Origin of the sequence: Pseudomonas sp. TNT2022 ID1044, assembly GCF_028656895.1 — a bacterium.
Taxonomy (GTDB): Bacteria; Pseudomonadota; Gammaproteobacteria; order Pseudomonadales; family Pseudomonadaceae; genus Aquipseudomonas; species Aquipseudomonas reinekei.
Window position 1 is genome coordinate 14035 of the sequence record NZ_JAMDHB010000033.1, and the last position, 19242, is coordinate 33276.

At 59.8% G+C, this 19242-nt stretch carries 24 protein-coding genes; 11 read left to right on the top strand and 13 right to left on the bottom strand.

Annotated elements, in window-relative coordinates:
* Positions 1 to 43: 43 nt before the first annotated feature.
* Entirely contained in the window at positions 44 to 514 is a 471-nt protein-coding gene (locus M5G20_RS29175; protein WP_003464979.1) for a TlpA family protein disulfide reductase, read from the top strand.
* 325 nt (positions 515 to 839) lie between these two features.
* Here M5G20_RS29175 and M5G20_RS29180 read toward each other — a convergent pair whose 3' ends face one another.
* From M5G20_RS29180 to M5G20_RS29190, 3 genes are all read right to left on the bottom strand, one after another.
* Positions 840 to 1130: a DUF1330 domain-containing protein gene (locus M5G20_RS29180; protein ID WP_005005999.1), complete on the bottom strand. Its 291-nt coding sequence runs from the start codon at positions 1128 to 1130 to the stop codon at positions 840 to 842.
* Positions 1131 to 1191: 61 nt separating this feature from the next.
* Positions 1192 to 1623, bottom strand: coding sequence for a GlcG/HbpS family heme-binding protein (locus M5G20_RS29185; RefSeq protein ID WP_005006001.1), 432 nt, complete (start codon positions 1621 to 1623; stop codon positions 1192 to 1194).
* A gap of 72 nt (positions 1624 to 1695) precedes the next feature.
* Positions 1696 to 2709, bottom strand: coding sequence for a zinc-binding alcohol dehydrogenase family protein (locus M5G20_RS29190; protein ID WP_002118279.1), 1014 nt, complete (start codon positions 2707 to 2709; stop codon positions 1696 to 1698).
* 75 nt (positions 2710 to 2784) lie between these two features.
* On the opposite strand from M5G20_RS29190, the gene M5G20_RS29195 reads away from it, so the two are divergent.
* Positions 2785 to 2952 (top strand): hypothetical protein, encoded by a 168-nt coding sequence (locus tag M5G20_RS29195; RefSeq protein ID WP_016487060.1) that lies wholly within the window; start codon positions 2785 to 2787, stop codon positions 2950 to 2952.
* Positions 2953 to 3156: 204 nt separating this feature from the next.
* Here M5G20_RS29195 and M5G20_RS29200 read toward each other — a convergent pair whose 3' ends face one another.
* The 7 genes from M5G20_RS29200 to istA all read right to left on the bottom strand — a co-directional run bounded on the left by M5G20_RS29200 (position 3157) and on the right by istA (position 10005).
* Positions 3157 to 4125: a magnesium and cobalt transport protein CorA gene (locus M5G20_RS29200; protein WP_003464971.1), complete on the bottom strand. Its 969-nt coding sequence runs from the start codon at positions 4123 to 4125 to the stop codon at positions 3157 to 3159.
* The gene (locus tag M5G20_RS29205) at positions 4122 to 4826 is read right to left on the bottom strand and encodes a glutathione S-transferase N-terminal domain-containing protein (protein ID WP_003464969.1); all 705 of its coding nucleotides are present in this window, start codon (positions 4824 to 4826) and stop codon (positions 4122 to 4124) included. The genes M5G20_RS29200 and M5G20_RS29205 overlap by 4 nt, the downstream gene beginning before the upstream one ends.
* Positions 4827 to 4966: 140 nt before the next feature.
* Positions 4967 to 5506: a peptide-methionine (S)-S-oxide reductase MsrA gene (msrA, locus tag M5G20_RS29210; RefSeq protein WP_003464967.1), complete on the bottom strand. Its 540-nt coding sequence runs from the start codon at positions 5504 to 5506 to the stop codon at positions 4967 to 4969.
* Between the two features lies 1 nt (position 5507).
* Entirely contained in the window at positions 5508 to 5951 is a 444-nt protein-coding gene (msrB, locus tag M5G20_RS29215; protein ID WP_003464965.1) for a peptide-methionine (R)-S-oxide reductase MsrB, read from the bottom strand.
* A gap of 282 nt (positions 5952 to 6233) precedes the next feature.
* Positions 6234 to 7355: an ISAs1-like element ISPa60 family transposase gene (locus M5G20_RS29220; protein WP_010455375.1), complete on the bottom strand. Its 1122-nt coding sequence runs from the start codon at positions 7353 to 7355 to the stop codon at positions 6234 to 6236.
* 354 nt (positions 7356 to 7709) lie between these two features.
* Positions 7710 to 8513 (bottom strand): IS21-like element ISPst3 family helper ATPase IstB, encoded by an 804-nt coding sequence (gene istB, locus M5G20_RS29225; RefSeq protein WP_010454871.1) that lies wholly within the window; start codon positions 8511 to 8513, stop codon positions 7710 to 7712.
* Positions 8506 to 10005, bottom strand: a complete 1500-nt coding sequence (gene istA / locus M5G20_RS29230; protein ID WP_024012635.1) for an IS21-like element ISPst3 family transposase — start codon at positions 10003 to 10005, stop codon at positions 8506 to 8508. The genes istB and istA overlap by 8 nt, the downstream gene beginning before the upstream one ends.
* A gap of 53 nt (positions 10006 to 10058) precedes the next feature.
* Between istA and M5G20_RS30410 the strand changes: the two genes are divergently transcribed.
* The 3 genes from M5G20_RS30410 to M5G20_RS29250 are packed head-to-tail and all read left to right on the top strand — an operon-like array spanning position 10059 to position 13588.
* Positions 10059 to 12902, top strand: a complete 2844-nt coding sequence (locus M5G20_RS30410) for a zincin-like metallopeptidase domain-containing protein (protein ID WP_435829613.1) — start codon at positions 10059 to 10061, stop codon at positions 12900 to 12902.
* 21 nt (positions 12903 to 12923) lie between these two features.
* Positions 12924 to 13373 (top strand): KfrB domain-containing protein, encoded by a 450-nt coding sequence (locus M5G20_RS29245; protein WP_010466474.1) that lies wholly within the window; start codon positions 12924 to 12926, stop codon positions 13371 to 13373.
* Positions 13370 to 13588, top strand: coding sequence for a helix-turn-helix domain-containing protein (locus M5G20_RS29250; RefSeq protein ID WP_273921997.1), 219 nt, complete (start codon positions 13370 to 13372; stop codon positions 13586 to 13588). The genes M5G20_RS29245 and M5G20_RS29250 overlap by 4 nt, the downstream gene beginning before the upstream one ends.
* A 476-nt stretch (positions 13589 to 14064) precedes the next feature.
* On the opposite strand, the gene M5G20_RS29255 is transcribed toward M5G20_RS29250, so the two are convergent.
* Together M5G20_RS29255 and merR are read right to left on the bottom strand one after the other, a co-directional pair.
* Positions 14065 to 14622 (bottom strand): recombinase family protein, encoded by a 558-nt coding sequence (locus M5G20_RS29255; protein WP_010466470.1) that lies wholly within the window; start codon positions 14620 to 14622, stop codon positions 14065 to 14067.
* A 257-nt stretch (positions 14623 to 14879) separates the two neighbouring features.
* Positions 14880 to 15314, bottom strand: a complete 435-nt coding sequence (merR, locus tag M5G20_RS29260; protein WP_000429838.1) for an Hg(II)-responsive transcriptional regulator — start codon at positions 15312 to 15314, stop codon at positions 14880 to 14882.
* A gap of 71 nt (positions 15315 to 15385) precedes the next feature.
* Between merR and merT the strand changes: the two genes are divergently transcribed.
* Genes merT through merE form a run of 6 tightly spaced genes read left to right on the top strand, consistent with a single transcriptional unit; the run spans position 15386 to position 18533 of the window.
* Entirely contained in the window at positions 15386 to 15736 is a 351-nt protein-coding gene (merT, locus tag M5G20_RS29265) for a mercuric ion transporter MerT (protein ID WP_001294667.1), read from the top strand.
* Positions 15737 to 15751: 15 nt separating this feature from the next.
* Positions 15752 to 16027, top strand: coding sequence for a mercury resistance system periplasmic binding protein MerP (gene merP, locus M5G20_RS29270; RefSeq protein WP_000735441.1), 276 nt, complete (start codon positions 15752 to 15754; stop codon positions 16025 to 16027).
* A gap of 2 nt (positions 16028 to 16029) precedes the next feature.
* Positions 16030 to 16275, top strand: coding sequence for a mercury resistance system transport protein MerF (merF, locus tag M5G20_RS29275; RefSeq protein ID WP_000654684.1), 246 nt, complete (start codon positions 16030 to 16032; stop codon positions 16273 to 16275).
* The gene (gene merA / locus M5G20_RS29280; RefSeq protein ID WP_000136268.1) at positions 16272 to 17918 is read left to right on the top strand and encodes a mercury(II) reductase; all 1647 of its coding nucleotides are present in this window, start codon (positions 16272 to 16274) and stop codon (positions 17916 to 17918) included. Before merF ends, merA begins: the two co-directional genes overlap by 4 nt.
* Before the next feature lie 16 nt (positions 17919 to 17934).
* Positions 17935 to 18300 (top strand): mercury resistance co-regulator MerD, encoded by a 366-nt coding sequence (gene merD / locus M5G20_RS29285; RefSeq protein WP_010466447.1) that lies wholly within the window; start codon positions 17935 to 17937, stop codon positions 18298 to 18300.
* The gene (gene merE / locus M5G20_RS29290; protein WP_001087809.1) at positions 18297 to 18533 is read left to right on the top strand and encodes a broad-spectrum mercury transporter MerE; all 237 of its coding nucleotides are present in this window, start codon (positions 18297 to 18299) and stop codon (positions 18531 to 18533) included. Before merD ends, merE begins: the two co-directional genes overlap by 4 nt.
* Positions 18534 to 18585: 52 nt before the next feature.
* On the opposite strand, the gene M5G20_RS29295 is transcribed toward merE, so the two are convergent.
* Positions 18586 to 19200: a recombinase family protein gene (locus M5G20_RS29295; RefSeq protein ID WP_000904941.1), complete on the bottom strand. Its 615-nt coding sequence runs from the start codon at positions 19198 to 19200 to the stop codon at positions 18586 to 18588.
* Positions 19201 to 19242 lie beyond the last annotated feature (42 nt).

Below are 19242 nucleotides of genomic sequence, written 5' to 3' on the forward strand. Positions count from 1 at the left end.
CGCGATCATCCACTAAGCTTCTGTATCGGGGTTGGAGGATCAGATGAACGAGATCGAACGACAAGCGCCTGAGCTGCGGGTGCAAAAATGGATTGGCAAAGATGGGGAAAGTATCGCGCCGTTCAAACTGTCAGATATCGGGCCCGGCCCGAAAATCTTGTTTGCCTTCCAGCATTGGTGCCAAGGTTGCCATTTGCATGGGTTTCCGACGCTACAAAAGTTGCATGCAGCGTTGAGCTCAAAAGACGTGGGGTTCGCAGTGATCCAGACCGTCTTCGAAGGAACGCATGAGAATACCTTCGAGAAGTTGCGCGTGAACCAGCTCAAGTATGAGCTTCCTATCGTTTTCGGTCACGACGAGCAACCGACCGGCTCGCCGTTTCCAACCTTCATGGAAGACTACCGCACACGAGGAACTCCGTGGTTTACGGTTATCGACGCTGGCGGTAGCATTGTTTTCTCGGACTTCCATCTCGACGCGGAGCGACTAGTGAAGCAACTTGAGCAAGGTTAATCGTTGGAAGGTGGGCAATCATCCTGATTGCCACCCATCCCCTGATGCCCACTACAGGCGTTGCGCGCTGTAACTCTGTTGATCAGCGTGCGAAAACCCGGATCCGGATAGGAGGAGCGTCAACGATTGAATCAATCCGTTGGGAGAGGGCGGCTCCGCTCCGTCAGCTCGGCAATAGATAACCCATTCTCGCCGAGCAACTCTCTGATCCGATCGACGATATGAGCCCCTAGCGCCGCTGTCTTGGTCCCCCCCACAGATTCCCAAGATGCGAGTTCACACGCCGATACCTCGTGGTCAGCGCCGAAGTGCTTCTGTCGGTATGTCACCGCCGCCCTTCAATGATAAAGGCGCGGTAACGGGAACCGGCAAAGCGTTGAGCAGCGATGGTTTGGTAGGCGGGACTGTCATACCAGTCGCGAGCGGCCTGCATCGTCGGGAAACGCAAGATTACGGCCCCTTCGATGGGCGGCCCCTCCAAATGCTGGATCGCGCCATAAGCGGCGAGAAAGGTAACGTCGTGACCATCGAACGATGGTCCGACGCCTGCAGAATAGGTTGCGAGTGCATGTGGGTCGCTGGTTTCTTCCCGCGTAAAGACGACGAACGCTTCCATCATTAGGCCTCTCAAAGGTTGGATCTGTTGGCCATTACCACCGGTGATGGCCTCACAGTCGTCAGGCTGGCAACTGGAACCCGATTTTCATGAGTGCCTCGACGCACGCATCCTGATCCTGCTGATAGTTGCCTCCGGAGATGCCTATGCCGCCGATCAACTTCCCATCCTCCAGAATCGGATAACCGCCGCCGACAGCGACCATCCGAGGGCGATAGGCTAGCGGCGCCACTTTTGGATCGTTGGTCACATAGTCGTTCCAGACATGGGTCGGGAACCCAAACGAGGCGGAACTCCAGGCCTTGTCGATGGCAACATCGACGGTAAGGAACGGCGCATCGTCGGTGCGCTCGAACGCGCGCAGGTTACCGGTGGCGTCGACGACGGCGACGGCAGCCGGGATGCCGATGGCACGGGCCGCAGCGAGCGCCGCGTCGATGAGGGCGACTGCGGTTTCGCGGTTGATCGAGGCGGTGGCAATAGATTTGGTCATGGGATTCTCATCGCTGGGGCATAACCCGTTCGGCTTTTTGAGGTTGGACAAGATGTTTGGCGATCGCGGTCGTTAGAAGCCTTCGAGGACGATCTTGCCTTTAGCCGCGCCACTTTCGATCAGTGCATGCACCGTCTTCAGATTGGCGGCATTGATCGGCGACAGTCGCCGGGTCAGCGTCGTGCGGATTTTGCCGTCGTCAACCAGCGCTGCCATCGCATCCAGAATCTCGCCCTGCTCATTCATGTCGGGCGTGCCGTAGATCGACCGCGTGAACATCAGCTCGTGGTGGATCGACACCGCCTTGCGCTTGAAAACCATGATATCGAATGCCTTGGGATCGTCGATCAGTCCGAACCGTCCTTGTGGGGCGATCAGTTCGGCGATGTCGGCGACATGTTGCTCGGTATGTGTGGTCGAAAAGACGAAAGCGGGAGCACCGATGCCGAGTTCGGCGATCTGTGGCGCGAGCGGACGAGAATGGTCGATGACGTGGTGAGCTCCAAGCCCTCTTACCCACTCTTGGGTTTCCGGTCGAGAGGCTGTGGCGATGACGGTGAGGTCCGTGCGCTGTCGCGCGATCTGGACGGCGATCGACCCAACCCCGCCCGCGCCACCGATGATGAGGATCGCCTCCGCCGCACCGGGTACGGGCTTCGCCACGTCCAGGCGGTCGAACATCGCCTCCCAGGCCGTCAACGTCGTCAGCGGCAGCGCCGCCGCTTCCGCCCAGGAGAGCGACGCAGGTTTGTGACCGACAATCCGGGCGTCGACGAGATGGAACTCCGCATTGGTACCGGGCCGTGTGATCGATCCGGCATAATAGACCTCGTCGCCTAACTCGAACTGCGTGACGTCGGGGCCGACCTCGCGCACAATCCCGGCGGCATCCCATCCCAGCACCTTCCAATCGCCATCTGCCGGCGGCGTGCTGTTGCGGACCTTGTAGTCGACCGGGTTGACCGAGACGGCCTTCACCTCAACCAGGATATCGTATCCTGCAGCGACAGGCCGAGGCAGATTGATGTCGACCAGCGCGGCATCCGCGGCGATGGGTCCCGGAACCTTGTAACCAATGGCTTTCATAAATGTCTCCAGCTTGCTTGATCGGATGACGCGAATGCTCGTTAGTCAACTTCTTCTACATTGAGGTCCCGACTCTTGAACTGGGTCGCGGTAGCAGATTTCATCGAACACGTCGATCAACAGGCCCTTATGCTCGGTCGCCGGATCGGTGATCGCGTAGAGGGTGGAGGCGTTATCGCCATCATCACCGCTTCCGAGGCGAAACGCCGCGTCGACGCAGATGCCGCACGGACCGATGGTTGATCCTGGCTCGAGATCGACGAGATTGCTGTCCTTGACGCGCTATTCGCGGTCTTAGCCCTTGGCGATGAAGGACTGAACTGCTTGTAGAGCGTCGGTCAGCTGCTATGTCATGGACGCACCTTCATCTTGAGTTGGATTGGACAAGCTTCCGTATAAGGCCCGCTGTAACCGTCAGATGACGGCGAAGAAAACGATGGGCAGTATTCACAGCCACTTAGCCTTCTTGAAGCGCACAAATAGGAAAACGCACGATATCGCTATCACTCCGAGCACGACAAAGTATCCGTAGGCCGTGTCCAGCTCCGGCATGTGCTTAAAGTTCATGCCGTATATTCCAGCGATCGCCGTCGGGACTGCCAGTATTGCCGCCCAAGCCGCCAGCTGGCGGGTGATCACCCCCGTCCTTTGCGCTTCAAGAAGGCTGCTGGCCTCAAAGACCGTGGACAGGACAAGCAGGAGGCCGTCGACCATGGACTGCACGCGGTGGACATGGTCCGCGACGTCGTGGAAATATGGTGTCATTTCGGCGCTGATGCAGGGAAAGTGGCCGCGAACGAGCTTTCGCACCAGCTCGGCCATAGCCCCGAGCGTGCGCTGGAACCGCGTGAGTTCGGACCTTAGTTCGAAGATTCGCGCCACCTCTTCTGGCCCGAGGAAATCGTGCAGCGACCGTCGCTCCATCGCCAGGACGTCGTCCTCGATCATTTCGAAGATGGGCAGATACTGGTCGACCACGCGATGCAAGATCGCGTGCAGCACATAGTCGACACCCTTGCCGAACTGCGTCGGCGATGCCTCGAGTTGCTCCCGAAGTTTGCCCAGCGCTCCGGCATTGCCGTGCCGCACGGTGATAAGGTGATTGTGACCGGTGAAGATCGCCATCTTGCCGTAGCTGATCCGGTCGCCGACCAGCTCGGCGGTCTGCGCGACGACGTACAACTCATCGTTGTAGACCTCGAGCTTGGGCGGGCACAGCGGGTGCATCGCGTTGTCGATCGCCAACGGATGAAGATTATATGTCCTTTGGATCGCGAGTAGTTCCTCGGGGGTGGGTTCGCTAAGCGCGATCCAGCAGAAGCCCGAGCGACTCTCGCCCAACTTGACGTGCTCATCGAGCGCGATTTCGCGAACTCGCTTGCCTTCGTTGTAATAATAGGCGGCGATGATGCTCATGCTGGCCTCGCGGGAATGTGGAGGCCACGCTGGACGGCCGGTCGAGCCAGCCCGCGTCCAAGCCATGCGCGGACGTTCGAAAAGCTGCTGAGGCCAAGGATGTCACCCGCAGCGTAGAATTCCACCAGCGCATTCACCCAGCCGAGCGTCGCGATGTCCGCGATCGAATAGTCGTCGACGATCCAGTCGCGGCCTTCCAGCCGGCGATCCAGAATCCCCAGCAGACGCGTGGATTCGTCGATAAAGCGCTGTTGCGGCCGCTTGTCCTCATAGTCCTTGCCGCCAAATCGCAGGAAGAAGCCGAGCTGACCGAACATCGGCCCGATGGCCGACATCTGAAAGAACACCCACGCTAGGGTCTCGTAACGCTGGCCTGGTTCGGTGGAGATGAACTGACCCGTCTTGTCGGCCAGATAGAGGAGGATCGCACCGGATTCCCATAAGGCGATGGGTCTACCGTCAGGGCCAGCCGGATCGATGATCGCCGGTATGCGTCCGTTCGGGTTCAGCGACACGAACGCCGGATCCTTCGACTCGTTGTTCGAGATGTCGATCAGGTGGGGCTCGTACGCCAGGCCAGTCTCCTCAAGCATGATCGAGACCTTGACGCCATTGGGCGTAGGGGCTGCGTAGAGTTGCAGGCGATCGGGATGAGATGCCGGCCAGCGCTGCGTGATCGGAAAGGACGAGAGGTCTGGCATAAATCTGCGATCCTGGTGTTGCGATGGCGACTGACTGGAACGAGCCGTCACTCTGAAGTAGGGTTCGATGACCGCGTCGCTGAACGACGCGGTCACGAAGATTGCGGACCGGATCGGCGCAGTGGCAACGGCAGTGAAGCCTATTCCGCCGCGGTCCCGGCCGCTGGCTGTACGTCGTCAACCTTTTGGCGCTTCGGAAGCACCCAGCCGGGACGGACGAAGTGGCAGGTGTAGCCGCCCGGGCGCTTCTCCAGATAATCCTGGTGATCGGGCTCGGCCTCCCAGAACTCGCCGACCGGCTGGACCTCGGTCACCACTTTGCCATCCCACAGCCCCGAGGCATCCACATCGGCGATCGTATCCTCGGCGACGCGCTTCTGCTCCTCGTCGACATAATAGATGCCCGACCGGTAGGAGAGCCCACGATCATTGCCCTGGCGGTTCAGCGTCGTCGGATCGTGGATCTGGAAGAAGAATTCCAGGATGTTCCGGTAGCTCGTCACTGTCGGGTCGAAGACAATCTCGATCCCCTCGGCATGCGTGCCGTGATTACGATACGTGGCGTTCGGAATATCGCCGCCCGTGTAACCCACACGGGTCGAGATGATGCCGGGCCGCTTGCGGATCAGATCCTGCATGCCCCAGAAACATCCTCCTGCGAGAACAGCGCGCTGATGCATGTTAAGCCTCCTCTACTTGATCGAGATATTCACCGTATCCCTCGGACTCCATCTCGTCGCGCGGGATGAAGCGAAGGGACGCTGAGTTGATGCAGTACCGCAGACCGCCGCGGTCGGAAGGACCATCGGGGAACACATGGCCGAGATGACTGTCTGCGTGTACTGACCTGACCTCCGTCCGGACCATGCCGTGTGCGCTGTCCCGCACCTCGTTCACGTTTGCCGAAACGATCGGCTTGGTGAAGCTGGGCCAGCCAGTACCCGAATCGAACTTGTCCGTCGAAGCGAACAGTGGCTCTCCCGACACTATGTCGACGTAGATGCCAGGCTCCTTGTTGTCGTTGTACTCGCCCGTGAAGGGCCTTTCGGTGCCCGCCTCCTGGGTAATTCGGTGTTGCTCGGGAGTCAGGTGGTCGATTGCTGTCTGTGACTTTTCAAACTTCATTACAGTCTCCAATACTTATCTAGAGGGCCAGGCACGCTACCGCTAATTTTTTATGTCTCCTGATTTGCTCCTACAATGGTAGTGGGATGGCAAACGAGGTTTTACTAAGTGTTGGAAAATTAGAGATTTAAATTTCGCGTCTATTAGTTCTAGCGCAACTGAGTGGTTAAGCAAGTACGTAATCAGTAAATATTAAAAAAATAACACAAAAGCACGATTATATAATACAGTGTCAGTGTTTTATGATAATCAACAACGCCTGTCAAGGCAATCGCATGAAGCTCACCTGAGACCTAATAGTTCAGCCCGATAATCATCAGAGGTTGCAGCAATCAGCCTTCGTGCCTTGATGCCACCCTTGCGCTTGACCGGATCCAACCGGATCAAATTCAATGTAAGTTGCTTGAGAACGGCCATGTTGTGGGCAGCATGCCCGGTTCGGATCCGCATCTGATCGTCACCAAAAATGACATCCATGCACCAGTGGACGCGGTTCTCCACGCCCCAGTGCGCCCTGATGGCATGTGCGATGCGCTCTGCATCCGGAGCAAGACTGCTGATGTAGTAACGGCGCTCCAGGCTGGTCTGGTTGCCCACAGTCCGCTCGGACTCCAGCATCACGAAAGTGCGCAGTCCTGGCCAGCGTTCTGGCTGTGGCAGGCACTGGAGTTGGTCGAAAACATGGCAGCGACGAACCTCCAGCCGGCCATGGTCCTTCTCGACATGCTCGAAGTGCGCATGGGGTACCCGGGCAGGATCGCCGTCCAAAAAGGTGTCAGCGAAGTCATCGATCGCTTCGGCCAGCTTCGGCTGGTTTCCCTTGATGGCCAGCAGATAGTGCGCCCCGCGATCGAGAATGGCCTGTGCAATGTCCGGCTGGGTACCCATGGCATCGATCGTCACGGTGCAGCCCTCAAGCGCCAGTGTGGCCAGCAGCTCAGGAATGGCGGTCTTCTCGTTGGACTTCTGGGAGGTCGCCCTCTGCCCGAGAATCAGCCCTGAATCAGCCGCAAAAGCGCTGACCAGGTGCAACGGGGCCGTGTTTTTCTTGCCGGAGCGGCGACTGGTCTTGCCGTCTAGGGCAACCACTTGCGGAGAAAGGGCCGGTAGGATCGCCGCAACCCAACAGCGGAAGGCCTGCTCGAACTCCTCTGGATCGATCAGGCTGAATAGCCGTCCAAAGGTGTCGTGTGAGGGAATGCCGTGGGGTAGTTTCAGAATACGGCGGAACCAGTCCAGCCGCTGCTCAGCCCAGAGTTCGATTTCGATGAAGGTGTCAGCGCCGGCAAGCACGCCGCAGATAGCCACGACCAGTGTTTCGACCAGGTCGTGACGAATCTTGCCCTGCTGACGGGGATCATTGATGGCGACCAGAACATCGGAGATTGGTATGTGATGCGACATTGCAGGGCATCCTGAGTAGAGAGGCGCTCAGGATGCCCGCTGGGAAAGGACTCATTCAAATCGGCAGGCGTTCATGCGATTGCCCTGCAACGCCTGTTTAGATGCTGGTAGATGCGAATTTTTTGGCGTACAGTCAAAATTTTCTGATGGTTGCTTAGTGTGTTGGCGCTGATGGAAAATTGACCCACCCTGCCGATTGAAATTTGACCCAGGGCGGATTGCTGATTTTGTTACCAGCAACTGTGGATAAGTCTACCAGCGCAGCTGCTGTTGCCCCCACTCCTTCGCTAGCCCAGTTCAGTTGTTTAAGACCTGCCACACGCAGCCATGTAGCAGGCCGTCGTCGCCATGAAATCAGAACGGCTCATCGTCCTCCGGTTCCTGGCCGCCCTTACGCTTTCGCTCCCGTGATTTGATCTTGGCCTGGGCCGCCAAGCTACTGTGTTGCAGGCGATAGGACTCGTTACCGGTTTCGACGATGTGGCAGTGGTGGGTCAGCCGATCCAGCAGGGCGGTGGTCATCTTGGCGTCGCCGAACACGCTCGACCATTCGGCGAAGCTCAGGTTGGTGGTGATCACCACGCTGGTGTGTTCGTACAGCTTGGATAGCAGGTGAAACAGCAACGCACCGCCGGCCTGGCTGAAGGGCAGATAACCCAGTTCGTCGAGGATGACCAGATCCATGCGCAGCAGAGCTTGGGCGATCCGCCCGGCTTTGCCGTCGTGCTTTTCGCGCTCCAGCAGATTGACCAGATCGACCGTGGAGTAGAAGCGCACGCGCTTGCCGTGCCGGGTGATGCCGGACACGGCCAGCGCAGTGGCCAGGTGGGTTTTACCGGTGCCAGGCCCACCGATCAGCACCACGTTCTGCGCGGTGTCGGTAAAGGCCAGACTGGCCAGTTCGCTGATCAAACGAGCGTCTGCGCTGGAGGCGCTGAAGTCGAAGCCGGCCAGGTCGCGGTGCATCGGCAGCTTGGCCATGTTCATCTGGTGGCTCACCGAGCGCATGGCGCGATCTGTGTGCTCTTGTTCCAGCAGGTGTTCGAGCAGCCACTTGGACGAGGCTGTGTTCGACTCACCCTGCGCAGTCAACTCCGCCCAGGCCGTGGCCATGCCGTGCAGGCGCAGCTCCTTGAGTTCCGCCATCAAATCACGCATGACCGATCTCCTCGGTCTGGCCACGCAGGCGGTCGTAGCGCGCCGTGTTAGCGACGGGGGCTTCCTTGAGCGACAAGTGGGTTTCGACGCTGGGTGGTGGTTCGGTCGCGGCCAGGCGCGCCACGACATTGAGGATGTGTTCGGCGCTCAGGCTGCCGCTTTCCAGTACCAGCTCAACAGCCACCAGCACCGCATCGAGCCCGGCGACCGGTACGGCAGCCAGAACTTGCGCCATGATCCGGTCACCGCCGGCATGACGCCCCAGACCGTGCTTAAGCTGACGCAGCGGCGCCGGCAGATCAGCAAAGGGCGCGCCGTTGCGCAGCGCACCGGGCTTGCGTTCGATCAGCGGGAGGTAGTGCTGCCAGTCATAGCTGACCTGGTCGCGATCCAGCAAGCGGACATGGCTGGCGATCAGCGCGTCGTCAGCCACCACCTCGATTCGCGTCGGATACAAACGGCTGCTGACCCACTTACCCGCATACTCACACGGCACCGAGTAGCGGTTGCGCCCGACGCTGACCAGGCAGGTGCTGGAGACCCGCGCAGGCCGCTCGACGTAACCGTCGAATGGCGCTGGCACAGGCATCAGTTCAGCGCGCTCCAACTCCAGCACTTCGGCCACACTCAGCCCGCTGTATTGAGGGTGCGTCAGCTCGTTCCAAAGCGCGCGGCAGCGCTGGCCCAGCCAGGCATTGAGTTCCTCGAAGGAGTGAAACTGGCAGTCCTGGGCGTCTAGCCAGATACGCCTGCGGCTGTCTTGCACGTTCTTTTCAACGATGCCCTTTTCCCAACCAGCGGCGACGTTGCAGAAGTCCGGATCGAACAGGTAATGCGCGCACATCACCGCAAAGCGCGCATTCACCGCCCGGCCTTTGCCCTTATTGACCTTGTCGACGGCGGTCTTCATGTTGTCGTAGATGCCCCGGCGCGGCACGCCGCCCAAGGAGCCGAACGAGCGTGTATGGGCGTCAAATAACATCTCATGGCCCTGGCTCGGATACGCCACAAGCCAGAACGCACGGCTGGCACACAGCTTCAGATGTGCCACCTGCATACGCCGGTAAATGCCGCCGACCAGCAAGCCTTCCTCGCTCCAGTCAAACTGAAACGCCTCGCCAAGAGCAAAGGTCAGCGGCACAAAGGCCTGCGACGCCTTGCCCTGTCCCCCTCGCCAGGCACGGATAAACGCGGTGAGCTGGCTGTAGCCACCGTCATAACCTTCGGCTTTGATTTGCGCCAACAGCGCCTTGGCACTGCGCCGCTGTTGCTTGGGCCGCAGCGAATCGGCTTTTAGCGCCTGCTCCAGCGTGGCGTGAAAAGGGCTGAGTTTGTTGAAGATCGCGCGGCGTTGGTAGACCGGCGGCTTGGCCTCAGGTGCTCTGACCCACTTGCGAATCGTGTTGCGCGCCAACCCGGTGCGCTTGGCTATCTCATGCAGCGACAGCTTGTCGCGGAAATACATCCGGCGAATTTTGCCCATCATTTCCATACTGATCACCCTGTGTTCTCCTGCTCAAAAATTGAGCAGAAGCAGTTGAACACCTGGGTCAGTTTTCAGTCGGCAGAACAGCCTCTACTGGGTCAGTTTTCGGTCAGCGGCAACAATCAGGGGCGCGCATCACACATGCAGGCGGTGATAGGGCGTTTTACCGGCCATCAACCGACAGCATCACCATGCCCGAGCGCGGCCAGTTTCCCTCGGCCGACAACTACTACGCGACCGCACTGCATGAGCTGGGGCATTGGACTGGCCACCCTTCGCGGCTTGACCGTGACTTGTCCAACCCATTCGGGTCGGAGGGGTACGCCAAGGAAGAGTTGCGGGCAGAGATTTCCAGCATGATCCTGGGCAACGAGCTGGGTATTGGCCACGATCCTGGTCAGCACGTTGCGTATGTCGGGTCATGGATCAAGGTGCTGCAAGAAGATCCACTTGAGATCTTCCGGGCAGCCGCGGATGCCGAGAAAATCCAGGCTTTCGTCCTGGCGTTTGAACAGCAGCAAGTTCAAGACCACCAGGTGGACACCGCGCAGCTAGGCCAAGAGCAGGCCGAGGTATTGGCCCATATCCAGGAAGCCCACAAGAACGCCAATCCTGGATACAGCGCCCTGGAGTCGTGGCAGACCCTGGAGCGCACTGCCGAAGCTAACGGCCTCAAGGCAATGCTTCGCTGGTCGAATGCTGGCGAGTACGAGGCGGATATTCGCGTCGAGTACCAGGATACAGACGGAAAATTGATCCCAGTACATAGCGAGCTGCACAGCGGCGACGGTAAAGCTGTGAGCTGCATCGAGGGGCAGCGAGTTCCAGGCACTGGCATGACTTCGGATGATGAGTGGCAGACGAACGCCCTCAACTCTGCAATCGCCACAGCCCGGCATCGGCAGGAACAGCAGGAGGCCAAAATGGAGCAGGGACAGCAGTTGCCCCAACAGGAAATCACACAGCAGCAACTGACCGCCGAGCAATGGGTGCTGGACAAGCTGAGTAGCGACCTTCGCCCTGCCATTGGCCGGATGAACGAGCGGCAGCTAGACACTGTGCAGAGTGTTCTGGATTCGATGCACCCAATGGGCAACAACAACCCGTTCTGGCAGCGCCATGAGCCAGCCGCCGAAGCCATGTACCAGGATGTTGACCAGGTAGAGAAGCAGATATTCGATGCTACTGATGCGGTCAGCGACCGGCGCGAAGTGCTCCAGGGCCAGGGGCTGGTTCAGGCTGATGATATGCAGCAAGCAGTCGAGCAAGCACGACTGCGAGAAGCGCAGGTGCGACAAAACCCGAACAGCACTGACGAGGACATTTCTGCGGCCAAAGAAGAGCGAAAAAATGCCGAGGTGGCGCTTGCTCTAAATGATCCTGAAATGCAGCGGCGAATAGCCGAACTCGAAAAGAGCGAGGCCCGTAGCGAGCAGAGCAGTACCAGCGTGGCCAAGGAAAAGACCTGGTTGGCTGTTCCATACGAGCAGCGCGACGAGGCCAAACAGGTCGCTGGCAAGCTACAGAGCGGCCGTCCCGCCATCGGTTTCGATAAGCAGACTAAATGCTGGTACGCGCAGCCTGGCGCAGACCTGGAGAAGCTACAAAAGTGGCTGCCAGAGAACCAAGTTCGCCAGGCCCCCGCGATGGAGCCGCGAGAAGAGTTCGCCCAGGTCATGAAGGAAGCCGGCCTAGTGGTTGATGGAGAGCACCCCATCATGGACGGCAAATGGCACCGAGTCCCGGTCGAGGGGGGAAGCAAGGGCAACACCTCGGGAGCTTATCGGGGGTTCGAGCTGGAACCCGGCGAGAAAGGCGTTCCTGCAGGTACGATTCAGAACCACCGCACAGGCTTCCAATCAAACTGGAAAGCCAAGGGCTACGCGCTCAGCGAGGGCGACAAAGCATCTTTCAATGCCGAAGCTGCGCAGCGGCAAGCCCAGCGAGAGCAAGAGCGGCTGGTGAATCAAGCCCGCGCAGTTAAGGCGATCGGCGAACTGCTGGCGATCGCACCACAAGCAACAGCGGATCACACCTATCTCCAGAACAAGGAGGCCAGGCCCGGCGACCTCAAGGTTGTACCTGCGGACACAGCGGGCTTGCCTGCCGATTCGATCATCCTCATTGGGAAAAATGCTAGGGAGTCGAAGGCGCTGCGCGAGGCCAACCCGGATAATCTGGTCTTCACAGCCGGCGACTTGCTGCTGACCGCACAGGACAGCAATGGCAACCTCAAGGCTGCGCAGTCAATTCGCGCCAACGGCACGAAGATGTTTGCCAAGGGCACCGAGAAACACCAGAACTTCCATGTCGTCGGCGGCGCTGGCCTGGAGGCTCTGCAAGCAGCTCCTGCCATCGTGATCGGCGAAGGCTATGCCACGGCCGATACGCTGTCCCAAAGCCTTGGCTACGCAACCGTTGCGGCGTTTGACTCGGGCAACCTTCCCCATGTCGCCGCGCAGATGCGCGAGCAGTTCCCCGACAAGCCAATTCTGATTGCCGGGGACAACGATCTTCACCAGGAGCTGATTGACGGCAAGAACCCAGGCCGAACTAAGGCCCAGGAAGCGGCGAAGTCGGTAGAAGGCAAGGCCATCTTTCCGATCTTCGCACCAGGCGAGCAAGCCTATCCGGCTGGAGTGGAACCCATCGACCCGGAGAAGGCCCGCGCCAATAAGCTGACCCCTGAGCAACAAGAAGCTATCAACCAGATGAAGCGTTTCACGGACTTCAACGACCTGGCCACCAAAAGCAGCCTCGGCCGTGAGGCCCTGGATCGCCAGGTGCGGTCGGAGGTTGGCTTAGCCATCGAGAAGCACCAGGAGCGCATCGAGCAGAAACGCCTCGAGCAAGTTCAGACGCAGGCAGAGAAGCAACAACCGCGACGGGCAATGTCGCGCTAACAAGGAGAAGTTGAAGTGGTAATGAAAATTGCAAACCGCAATAACGGCGATGCCGGCGTTCTCATGAAGCCCGAAGGCAGCGTGAAAATCGTAGTGCTGAATGGCAGCCGTCAGATCGACCAGGTTGTACCTGGTGCGGGGAAAGATGGAGAACCGGGCTGGGTCACCATGAAGGTACAGCCAGAGGCAGGATTGCCTAAAGGCATCCACCAACTGAGCGACGCCACTAATCCAGCCAAGAACGTCCACCCGCAAACCTACGGTGGACAGGTGCTGCACGTTGACCAGAAGCATGTCTATCAGTTCGGCCCCAAGGGAATCGTCCAGCATGATCGCAAGCTGTTCGAGAAGGAGCCGGTAGTGGGCAAGTGCTACGAGGTGTCCTATAGCCGAGGTGTTGGCAAGGTCAAAGCAGAGCTGAGCCAGGAGGAAGGGGCCAAGCTGCAAGCGAAAAAGGCGCATACCCTGTGAAAGAGGCTGTCGGCCGGCGCTTAGCCCTGGAAGCGTCTCGACTCAACCTGACTGGCACCGAGACTGCTGCCAGGATTGGCTGTTCCCGGCGCACCTGGTGCTACTACGAAGCAGGGAAGAGCTGCCCGGATGCGGTGGCCTTGGCCAGTCTCGACCAGCTGGGTTTTGACGTGTTGTACGTCATTACCGGGCGCAGGGGTAAAGCGCTGTGGTAGAATCGCCGCCGCTGTACCTTTGGTCAGCGGCAGGCTGGAGTCGCAAGACTCGCCCAGGTGCTCACCCCCTCACGTCTACTTCTGTGGCACCGCGCTCGCTGATCGTCCTATTACAAAGCCCTCGCCTTGAGGGCTTTTTTTCGTCTTCGCGTCAGCAGGCGAAGGCCAGCGCCTCGATCCGTGGGAGTTGTTCATCACGTCCAGGAGCGCGCCAGTTTGTCGGTAGCCACCTCGATCCGTGCGCCCCCCTGACAAATTGTCACCCCTCTACACACGCGGTTTCAGGGGCGCATCACCTGATCCGTGGGAGTTGTTCATCACGTCCAGGAGCGCGCCAGTTTGTCGGTGGCCACCTCGATCCGTGCGTCCCCCCTGACAAATTGTCACCCCCTCTACACACGCGGTTTCAGGGGCGCATTACCTGACCCGTGGGAGTTGTTCATCACGTCCAGGTTCACGCCAGGTCGGCCGGAGGCCTATTCCCGATCCCGCGCCGGCAGGTGTCGATAGAGAGTTGGCAACGATACCCCGATGGACATGGCCACCTCCTTGGCGTCCATCCCGTTGCTCAGCAACGTTTGTGCTGCCTCGGTTTTTGCTGGGGTCATTACCGGACGCCGGCCACCGACCTTTCCGCTACGCCTAGCGGCTTCCAGGCCGGCCCTGGTTCGCTCCAGGATCAATTCCCGCTCCATTTCCGCCATAGCGGCAAGGACGTGGAAGAAAAAGCGTCCAGCGGTTCCTTTGGTGTCGATACCGTCAGTGAGCGAACGAAGATCGACCTTCCGCGCATCAAGTTCGGCAGCAAGGTCAACCAGCCCTTTCATTGAACGACCAAGGCGATCCAGCTTCCACACGACGAGCGTGTCACCCTCGCGGGCGAAAGCCAGTGCATCTATCAGGCCGGCGCGGTCTAGTTTCTTCCCGCTGGCCTTATCGGTGAAAACCTTGTCGCATCCAGCCGCTTGTAGTGCGTCGAGCTGGAGGCGTAAGTCTTGATCGACAGTTGAGACGCGAGCGTAGCCAATCAACATCAGGTGACCACCTGATTAGCGGTCTGGGTTCTGTGGGTCATGGCCTTCTTCTCAAATTTCGTTCTCCCGAGGGTATTTGAGAAAGTTTTTTTGAGAAAGCGTTTTGAGACAAAAAAAGCCCCGCGTTGCGGGGCCTTGGTGTCACTTTCAGAAGGCGACAGCACGAAATATCAAAAGTCGACCGCACGGTCTTTTCTGACGTTGGAGTCGCCTCAGAAAACGGAAAATAAAGCACGCTAAGGCGTAGTTCCCTCGGGCTACACCGCGTCCGCACTGCGCGGTTCTTTCTTCCCTTGCAGTGACGCAATCAGCGGGCAGGAAACGTTCCCCTTCCGCGCATGGCAGGCGCACACCAAATCAGACAGCACGGCCTCCATGCGCGCCAGGTCAGCCATCCTCTCGCGCACGTCCTTGAGCTTGTGCTCGGCCAGGCTGCTGGCTTCCTCGCAATGGGTGCCATCCTCCAGCCGCAGCAGCTCGGCGATCTCATCCAGGCTGAAGCCCAACCGCTGGGCTGATTTCACGAAGCGCACCCGCGTTACATCCGTCTCGCCATAGCGGCGAATGCTGCCGTAAGGCTTGTCCGGTTCCGGGAGCAAGCCCTTGCGCTGATAGAACCGGATGGTCTCCACATTGACCCCGGCCGTCCTGGCGAAAACGCCAATGGTCAGGTTCTCCAAATTGTTTTCCATATCGCTTGACTCCGTACATAACTACGGAAGTAAGCTTAAGCTATCCAATTCAGATTCGAAAGGACAAACGTATGTCTGAACCTCAAAACGGGCGCGGCGCGCTCTTCACTGGCGGGCTGGCCGCCATCCTCGCCTCGGCTTGCTGCCTCGGGCCGCTGGTTCTGATCGCCTTGGGGTTCAGCGGCGCTTGGATCGGCAACTTGACGGTGTTGGAACCCTATCGCCCCATCTTTATCGGCGTGGCGCTGGTGGCGTTGTTCTTCGCCTGGCGGCGCATCTACCGGCCGTCAGCCGCCTGCAAACCGGGTGAGGTTTGCGCGATTCCCCAAGTGCGAGCTACTTACAAGCTCATTTTCTGGGGCGTGGCCGTGCTGGTTTTGGTCGCGCTCGGATTTCCCTACGTCGTGCCATTTTTCTATTGATCACAGGAGTTCACCATGAAAAAGCTGCTTTCCGCCCTTGCCCTCGCTGCCGTTGTTGCCCCCGTGTGGGCCGCCACCCAGACCGTTACGCTGTCCGTACCGGGCATGACCTGCTCGGCCTGTCCGATCACTGTCAAGAAGGCGATTTCCAAGGTCGATGGCGTCAGTAAAGTTGACGTGACCTTCGAGACGCGCGAAGCGGTGGTCACCTTCGATGATGCCAAGACCAGCGTGCAGAAACTGACCAAGGCTACCGAGGATGCGGGCTACCCATCATCAGTCAAGAACTGATCATGAAAGACCCGAAGACACTGCTGCGGGTCAGCATCATTGGCACAACCCTCGTGGCGCTGTGTTGCTTCACCCCTGTTCTGGTCATTTTGCTCGGTGTGGTCGGCTTGTCCGCGCTGACCGGCTATCTGGACTATGTGCTGCTGCCTGCGCTGGCGATTTTCATCGGCTTGACCATCTACGCCATCCAACGAAAACGCCAAGCCGATGCCTGCTGCACCCCGAAATTCAATGGAGTAAAAAAATGACCGAAATCACCGTGAATGGCATGACCTGCACATCCTGCGCCACCCATGTCAAAGATGCTTTGGAAAAGATTCCCGGCGTGAATGCCGCTGTGGTGTCCTATCCAGAAAGCCGCGCGCAAGTCATGGCAGACACCGCCGTGAGCCACAACCAACTGCTGGCCGCCATCGCCGCATTGGGTTATCAAGGCTCGATCCGGGTTGGTGATTTCAAAGATGAACCAAAAATCCGTGATGCACTTGAGGGCGCCGGTTTGCATATCGCCATCATTGGCAGCGGCGGGGCCGCGATGGCGGCGGCGCTGAAGGCCGTCGAGCAAGGCGCGACGGTCACGCTGATCGAACGCGGCACCATCGGCGGCACCTGCGTCAATATCGGCTGTGTGCCGTCCAAGATCATGATCCGCGCTGCCCATATTGCCCATCTGCGCCGGGAAAGTCCGTTCGACGGCGGTATTGCGGCAACTGTGCCTGCGATTGACCGCAGCAAACTGCTGGCCCAGCAGCAGGCCCGTGTCGATGAACTGCGGCACGCCAAATACGAAGGCATCCTGGACGGCAATCCAGCCATCACCGTTTTGCACGGTGAAGCGCGTTTCAAGGACGACCAGAGCCTGGTCGTCCGTTTGAACGAGGGTGGCGAGCGCGAGGTAACGTTCGACCGCTGCCTGGTCGCCACCGGTGCCAGTCCGGCCGTGCCGCCGATTCCGGGCCTGAAAGAGTCACCCTACTGGACTTCCACCGAAGCGCTTGTCAGCGACACCATTCCCGCACGCCTGGCCGTGATCGGTTCGTCGGTGGTGGCGTTGGAACTGGCGCAAGCCTTTGCCCGGCTCGGCAGCCAGGTCACGATCCTGGCACGCAGCACCTTGTTCTTCCGGGAAGACCCGGCCATCGGCGAGGCCGTGACAGCCGCTTTCCGCGCCGAGGGCATCGAGGTGCTGGAGCACACGCAAGCCAGCCAGGTCGCCCATGTGAACGGCGAATTCGTGCTGACCACCGGACACGGTGAATTGCGCGCTGACAAGTTGCTGGTTGCCACCGGTCGGGCACCGAATACGCGCAGCCTCGCGCTGGACGCGGCGGGGGTCACTGTCAATGCGCAAGGGGCCATCGTTATCGACCAAGGCATGCGCACGAGCAACCCGAACATCTACGCGGCCGGCGACTGCACCGACCAGCCGCAGTTCGTCTACGTGGCAGCGGCCGCCGGCACCCGTGCCGCGATCAACATGACCGGCGGCGACGCAGCCCTCAATCTGACCGCGATGCCGGCAGTGGTGTTCACCGACCCGCAAGTCGCCACCGTGGGCTACAGCGAGGCGGAAGCGCACCACGATGGCATCGAGACCGACAGTCGCACGCTGACACTCGACAACGTTCCGCGAGCGCTTGCCAACTTCGACACACGCGGCTTCATCAAGCTGGTCATCGAGGAAGGTAGCGGACGGCTCATCGGCGTGCAGGCGGTGGCCCCGGAAGCGGGCGAACTGATCCAGACGGCGGTGCTCGCCATCCGCAACCGCATGACGGTGCAGGAACTGGCCGACCAGTTGTTCCCCTACCTGACAATGGTCGAGGGGTTGAAGCTTGCGGCGCAGACCTTCAACAAGGACGTGAAGCAGCTTTCCTGCTGCGCTGGATAAAAAAAGGAGGTTTTCAATGAGCGCCTACACCGTGTCCCGGCTGGCCCTTGATGCCGGGGTGAGCGTGCATATCGTGCGCGACTACCTGCTGCGCGGATTTCTGCGTCCGGTGGCGTGCACCCCGGGCGGCTATGGCCTGTTCGATGATGCCGCCTTGCAACGGCTGTGCTTCGTGCGGGCGGCCTTCGAGGCGGGCATCGGCCTGGACGCGCTGGCGCGGCTGTGCCGGGCGCTGGATGCTGCGGACGGCGATGAAGCGGCCGCGCAGCTTGCCGTTCTGCGCCAGTTCGTCGAGCGTCGGCGCGAAGCGTTGGCCGATCTGGAGGTGCAGTTGGCCACCATGCCGACCGAGCCGGCACAGCACGCGGAGAGTCTGCCATGAACAGCCCCGAGCGCTTGCCGTCCGAGACGCACAAACCGATCACCGGCTACCTGTGGGGCGCGCTGGCCGTGCTCACCTGTCCCTGCCATTTGCCGATTCTCGCCATTGTGCTGGCCGGCACGACGGCCGGCGCGTTCATCGGAGAGTACTGGGGTATCGCAGCCCTCACGCTGACCGGTTTGTTCGTCCTGTCTGTGACACGACTGCTGCGGGCCTTCAAAGATCGATCATGAGCGCTTCCCATTGAGACAAACCACGCTGTCGCTACGTTGCCTCATGCCGGCATCAAATTCGGCTGAGTAGCTTCTCGCCATCTGGACGTAGCTCACCCTTGGGTGAAACATGCCGATACAGGGTCTGCCGCGTGACGCCAAGTTCCTGGCACAGGTCGCCGACCTTGGTCTCTGGCTGACCCATTGCCGCCATCGCCAGCCGCAGCTTGGCGGCGGTCATCTTGAACGGCCGGCCGCCTTTCCGCCCGCGCGCGCGGGCCGAGGCTAGGCCGGCAATCGTGCGCTCCGCGATCAACTCGCGCTCGAACTCGGCCAGGGCGGCGAAGATGCCAAAGACCAGCTTGCCGGCGGCGGTCGTGGTGTCGATGGCCGCGCCGTGCCCGGTTAATACCTTCAAGCCGATGCCGCGCCCAGTCAGGTCGTGCACGGTGTTGATGAGATGTCGCAGGTCGCGTCCGAGCCGATCCAGTTTCCACACGACCAGTGTGTCGCCAGTTCGCAACGCCTTCAGGCAGCTCGTCAAGCCGGGCCGATCCTCGCGCATGCCGGATGCCTGGTCCTCGTAAAGATGTACTGGATCGACCCCGGCGGCAATCAGCGCGTCGCGCTGCAAATCGGTAGCCTGGGAGCCGTCCGCCTTCGATACCCGCATGTAGCCTATCAGCATGTCGTACCTGTCACATATACGTTCGTTTTGTCGAACCATTGC

What these genes read in the sequence shown, in the direction of transcription:
- istA (WP_024012635.1), bottom strand. Translation starts at nt 10,005, where the DNA reads ATGGAAATGATGGGCAAAATTCGCCGGATGTATTTCCGCGACAAGCTG.
- merP (WP_000735441.1), top strand. Translation starts at nt 15,752, where the DNA reads ATGAAAAAGCTGCTTTCCGCCCTTGCCCTCGCTGCCGTTGTTGCCCCC.
- M5G20_RS29180 (WP_005005999.1), bottom strand. Translation starts at nt 1,130, where the DNA reads ATGGAAGCGTTCGTCGTCTTTACGCGGGAAGAAACCAGCGACCCACAT.
- M5G20_RS29185 (WP_005006001.1), bottom strand. Translation starts at nt 1,623, where the DNA reads ATGACCAAATCTATTGCCACCGCCTCGATCAACCGCGAAACCGCAGTC.
- merD (WP_010466447.1), top strand. Translation starts at nt 17,935, where the DNA reads ATGAGCGCCTACACCGTGTCCCGGCTGGCCCTTGATGCCGGGGTGAGC.
- M5G20_RS29205 (WP_003464969.1), bottom strand. Translation starts at nt 4,826, where the DNA reads ATGCCAGACCTCTCGTCCTTTCCGATCACGCAGCGCTGGCCGGCATCT.
- M5G20_RS29200 (WP_003464971.1), bottom strand. Translation starts at nt 4,125, where the DNA reads ATGAGCATCATCGCCGCCTATTATTACAACGAAGGCAAGCGAGTTCGC.
- M5G20_RS29255 (WP_010466470.1), bottom strand. Translation starts at nt 14,622, where the DNA reads ATGTTGATTGGCTACGCTCGCGTCTCAACTGTCGATCAAGACTTACGC.
- msrA (WP_003464967.1), bottom strand. Translation starts at nt 5,506, where the DNA reads ATGCATCAGCGCGCTGTTCTCGCAGGAGGATGTTTCTGGGGCATGCAG.
- msrB (WP_003464965.1), bottom strand. Translation starts at nt 5,951, where the DNA reads ATGAAGTTTGAAAAGTCACAGACAGCAATCGACCACCTGACTCCCGAG.
- M5G20_RS29190 (WP_002118279.1), bottom strand. Translation starts at nt 2,709, where the DNA reads ATGAAAGCCATTGGTTACAAGGTTCCGGGACCCATCGCCGCGGATGCC.
- M5G20_RS29220 (WP_010455375.1), bottom strand. Translation starts at nt 7,355, where the DNA reads ATGTCGCATCACATACCAATCTCCGATGTTCTGGTCGCCATCAATGAT.
- merR (WP_000429838.1), bottom strand. Translation starts at nt 15,314, where the DNA reads ATGGAAAACAATTTGGAGAACCTGACCATTGGCGTTTTCGCCAGGACG.
- merF (WP_000654684.1), top strand. Translation starts at nt 16,030, where the DNA reads ATGAAAGACCCGAAGACACTGCTGCGGGTCAGCATCATTGGCACAACC.
- M5G20_RS29245 (WP_010466474.1), top strand. Translation starts at nt 12,924, where the DNA reads ATGAAAATTGCAAACCGCAATAACGGCGATGCCGGCGTTCTCATGAAG.
- M5G20_RS29175 (WP_003464979.1), top strand. Translation starts at nt 44, where the DNA reads ATGAACGAGATCGAACGACAAGCGCCTGAGCTGCGGGTGCAAAAATGG.
- merE (WP_001087809.1), top strand. Translation starts at nt 18,297, where the DNA reads ATGAACAGCCCCGAGCGCTTGCCGTCCGAGACGCACAAACCGATCACC.
- M5G20_RS29295 (WP_000904941.1), bottom strand. Translation starts at nt 19,200, where the DNA reads ATGCTGATAGGCTACATGCGGGTATCGAAGGCGGACGGCTCCCAGGCT.
- merA (WP_000136268.1), top strand. Translation starts at nt 16,272, where the DNA reads ATGACCGAAATCACCGTGAATGGCATGACCTGCACATCCTGCGCCACC.
- merT (WP_001294667.1), top strand. Translation starts at nt 15,386, where the DNA reads ATGTCTGAACCTCAAAACGGGCGCGGCGCGCTCTTCACTGGCGGGCTG.
- istB (WP_010454871.1), bottom strand. Translation starts at nt 8,513, where the DNA reads ATGCGTGATTTGATGGCGGAACTCAAGGAGCTGCGCCTGCACGGCATG.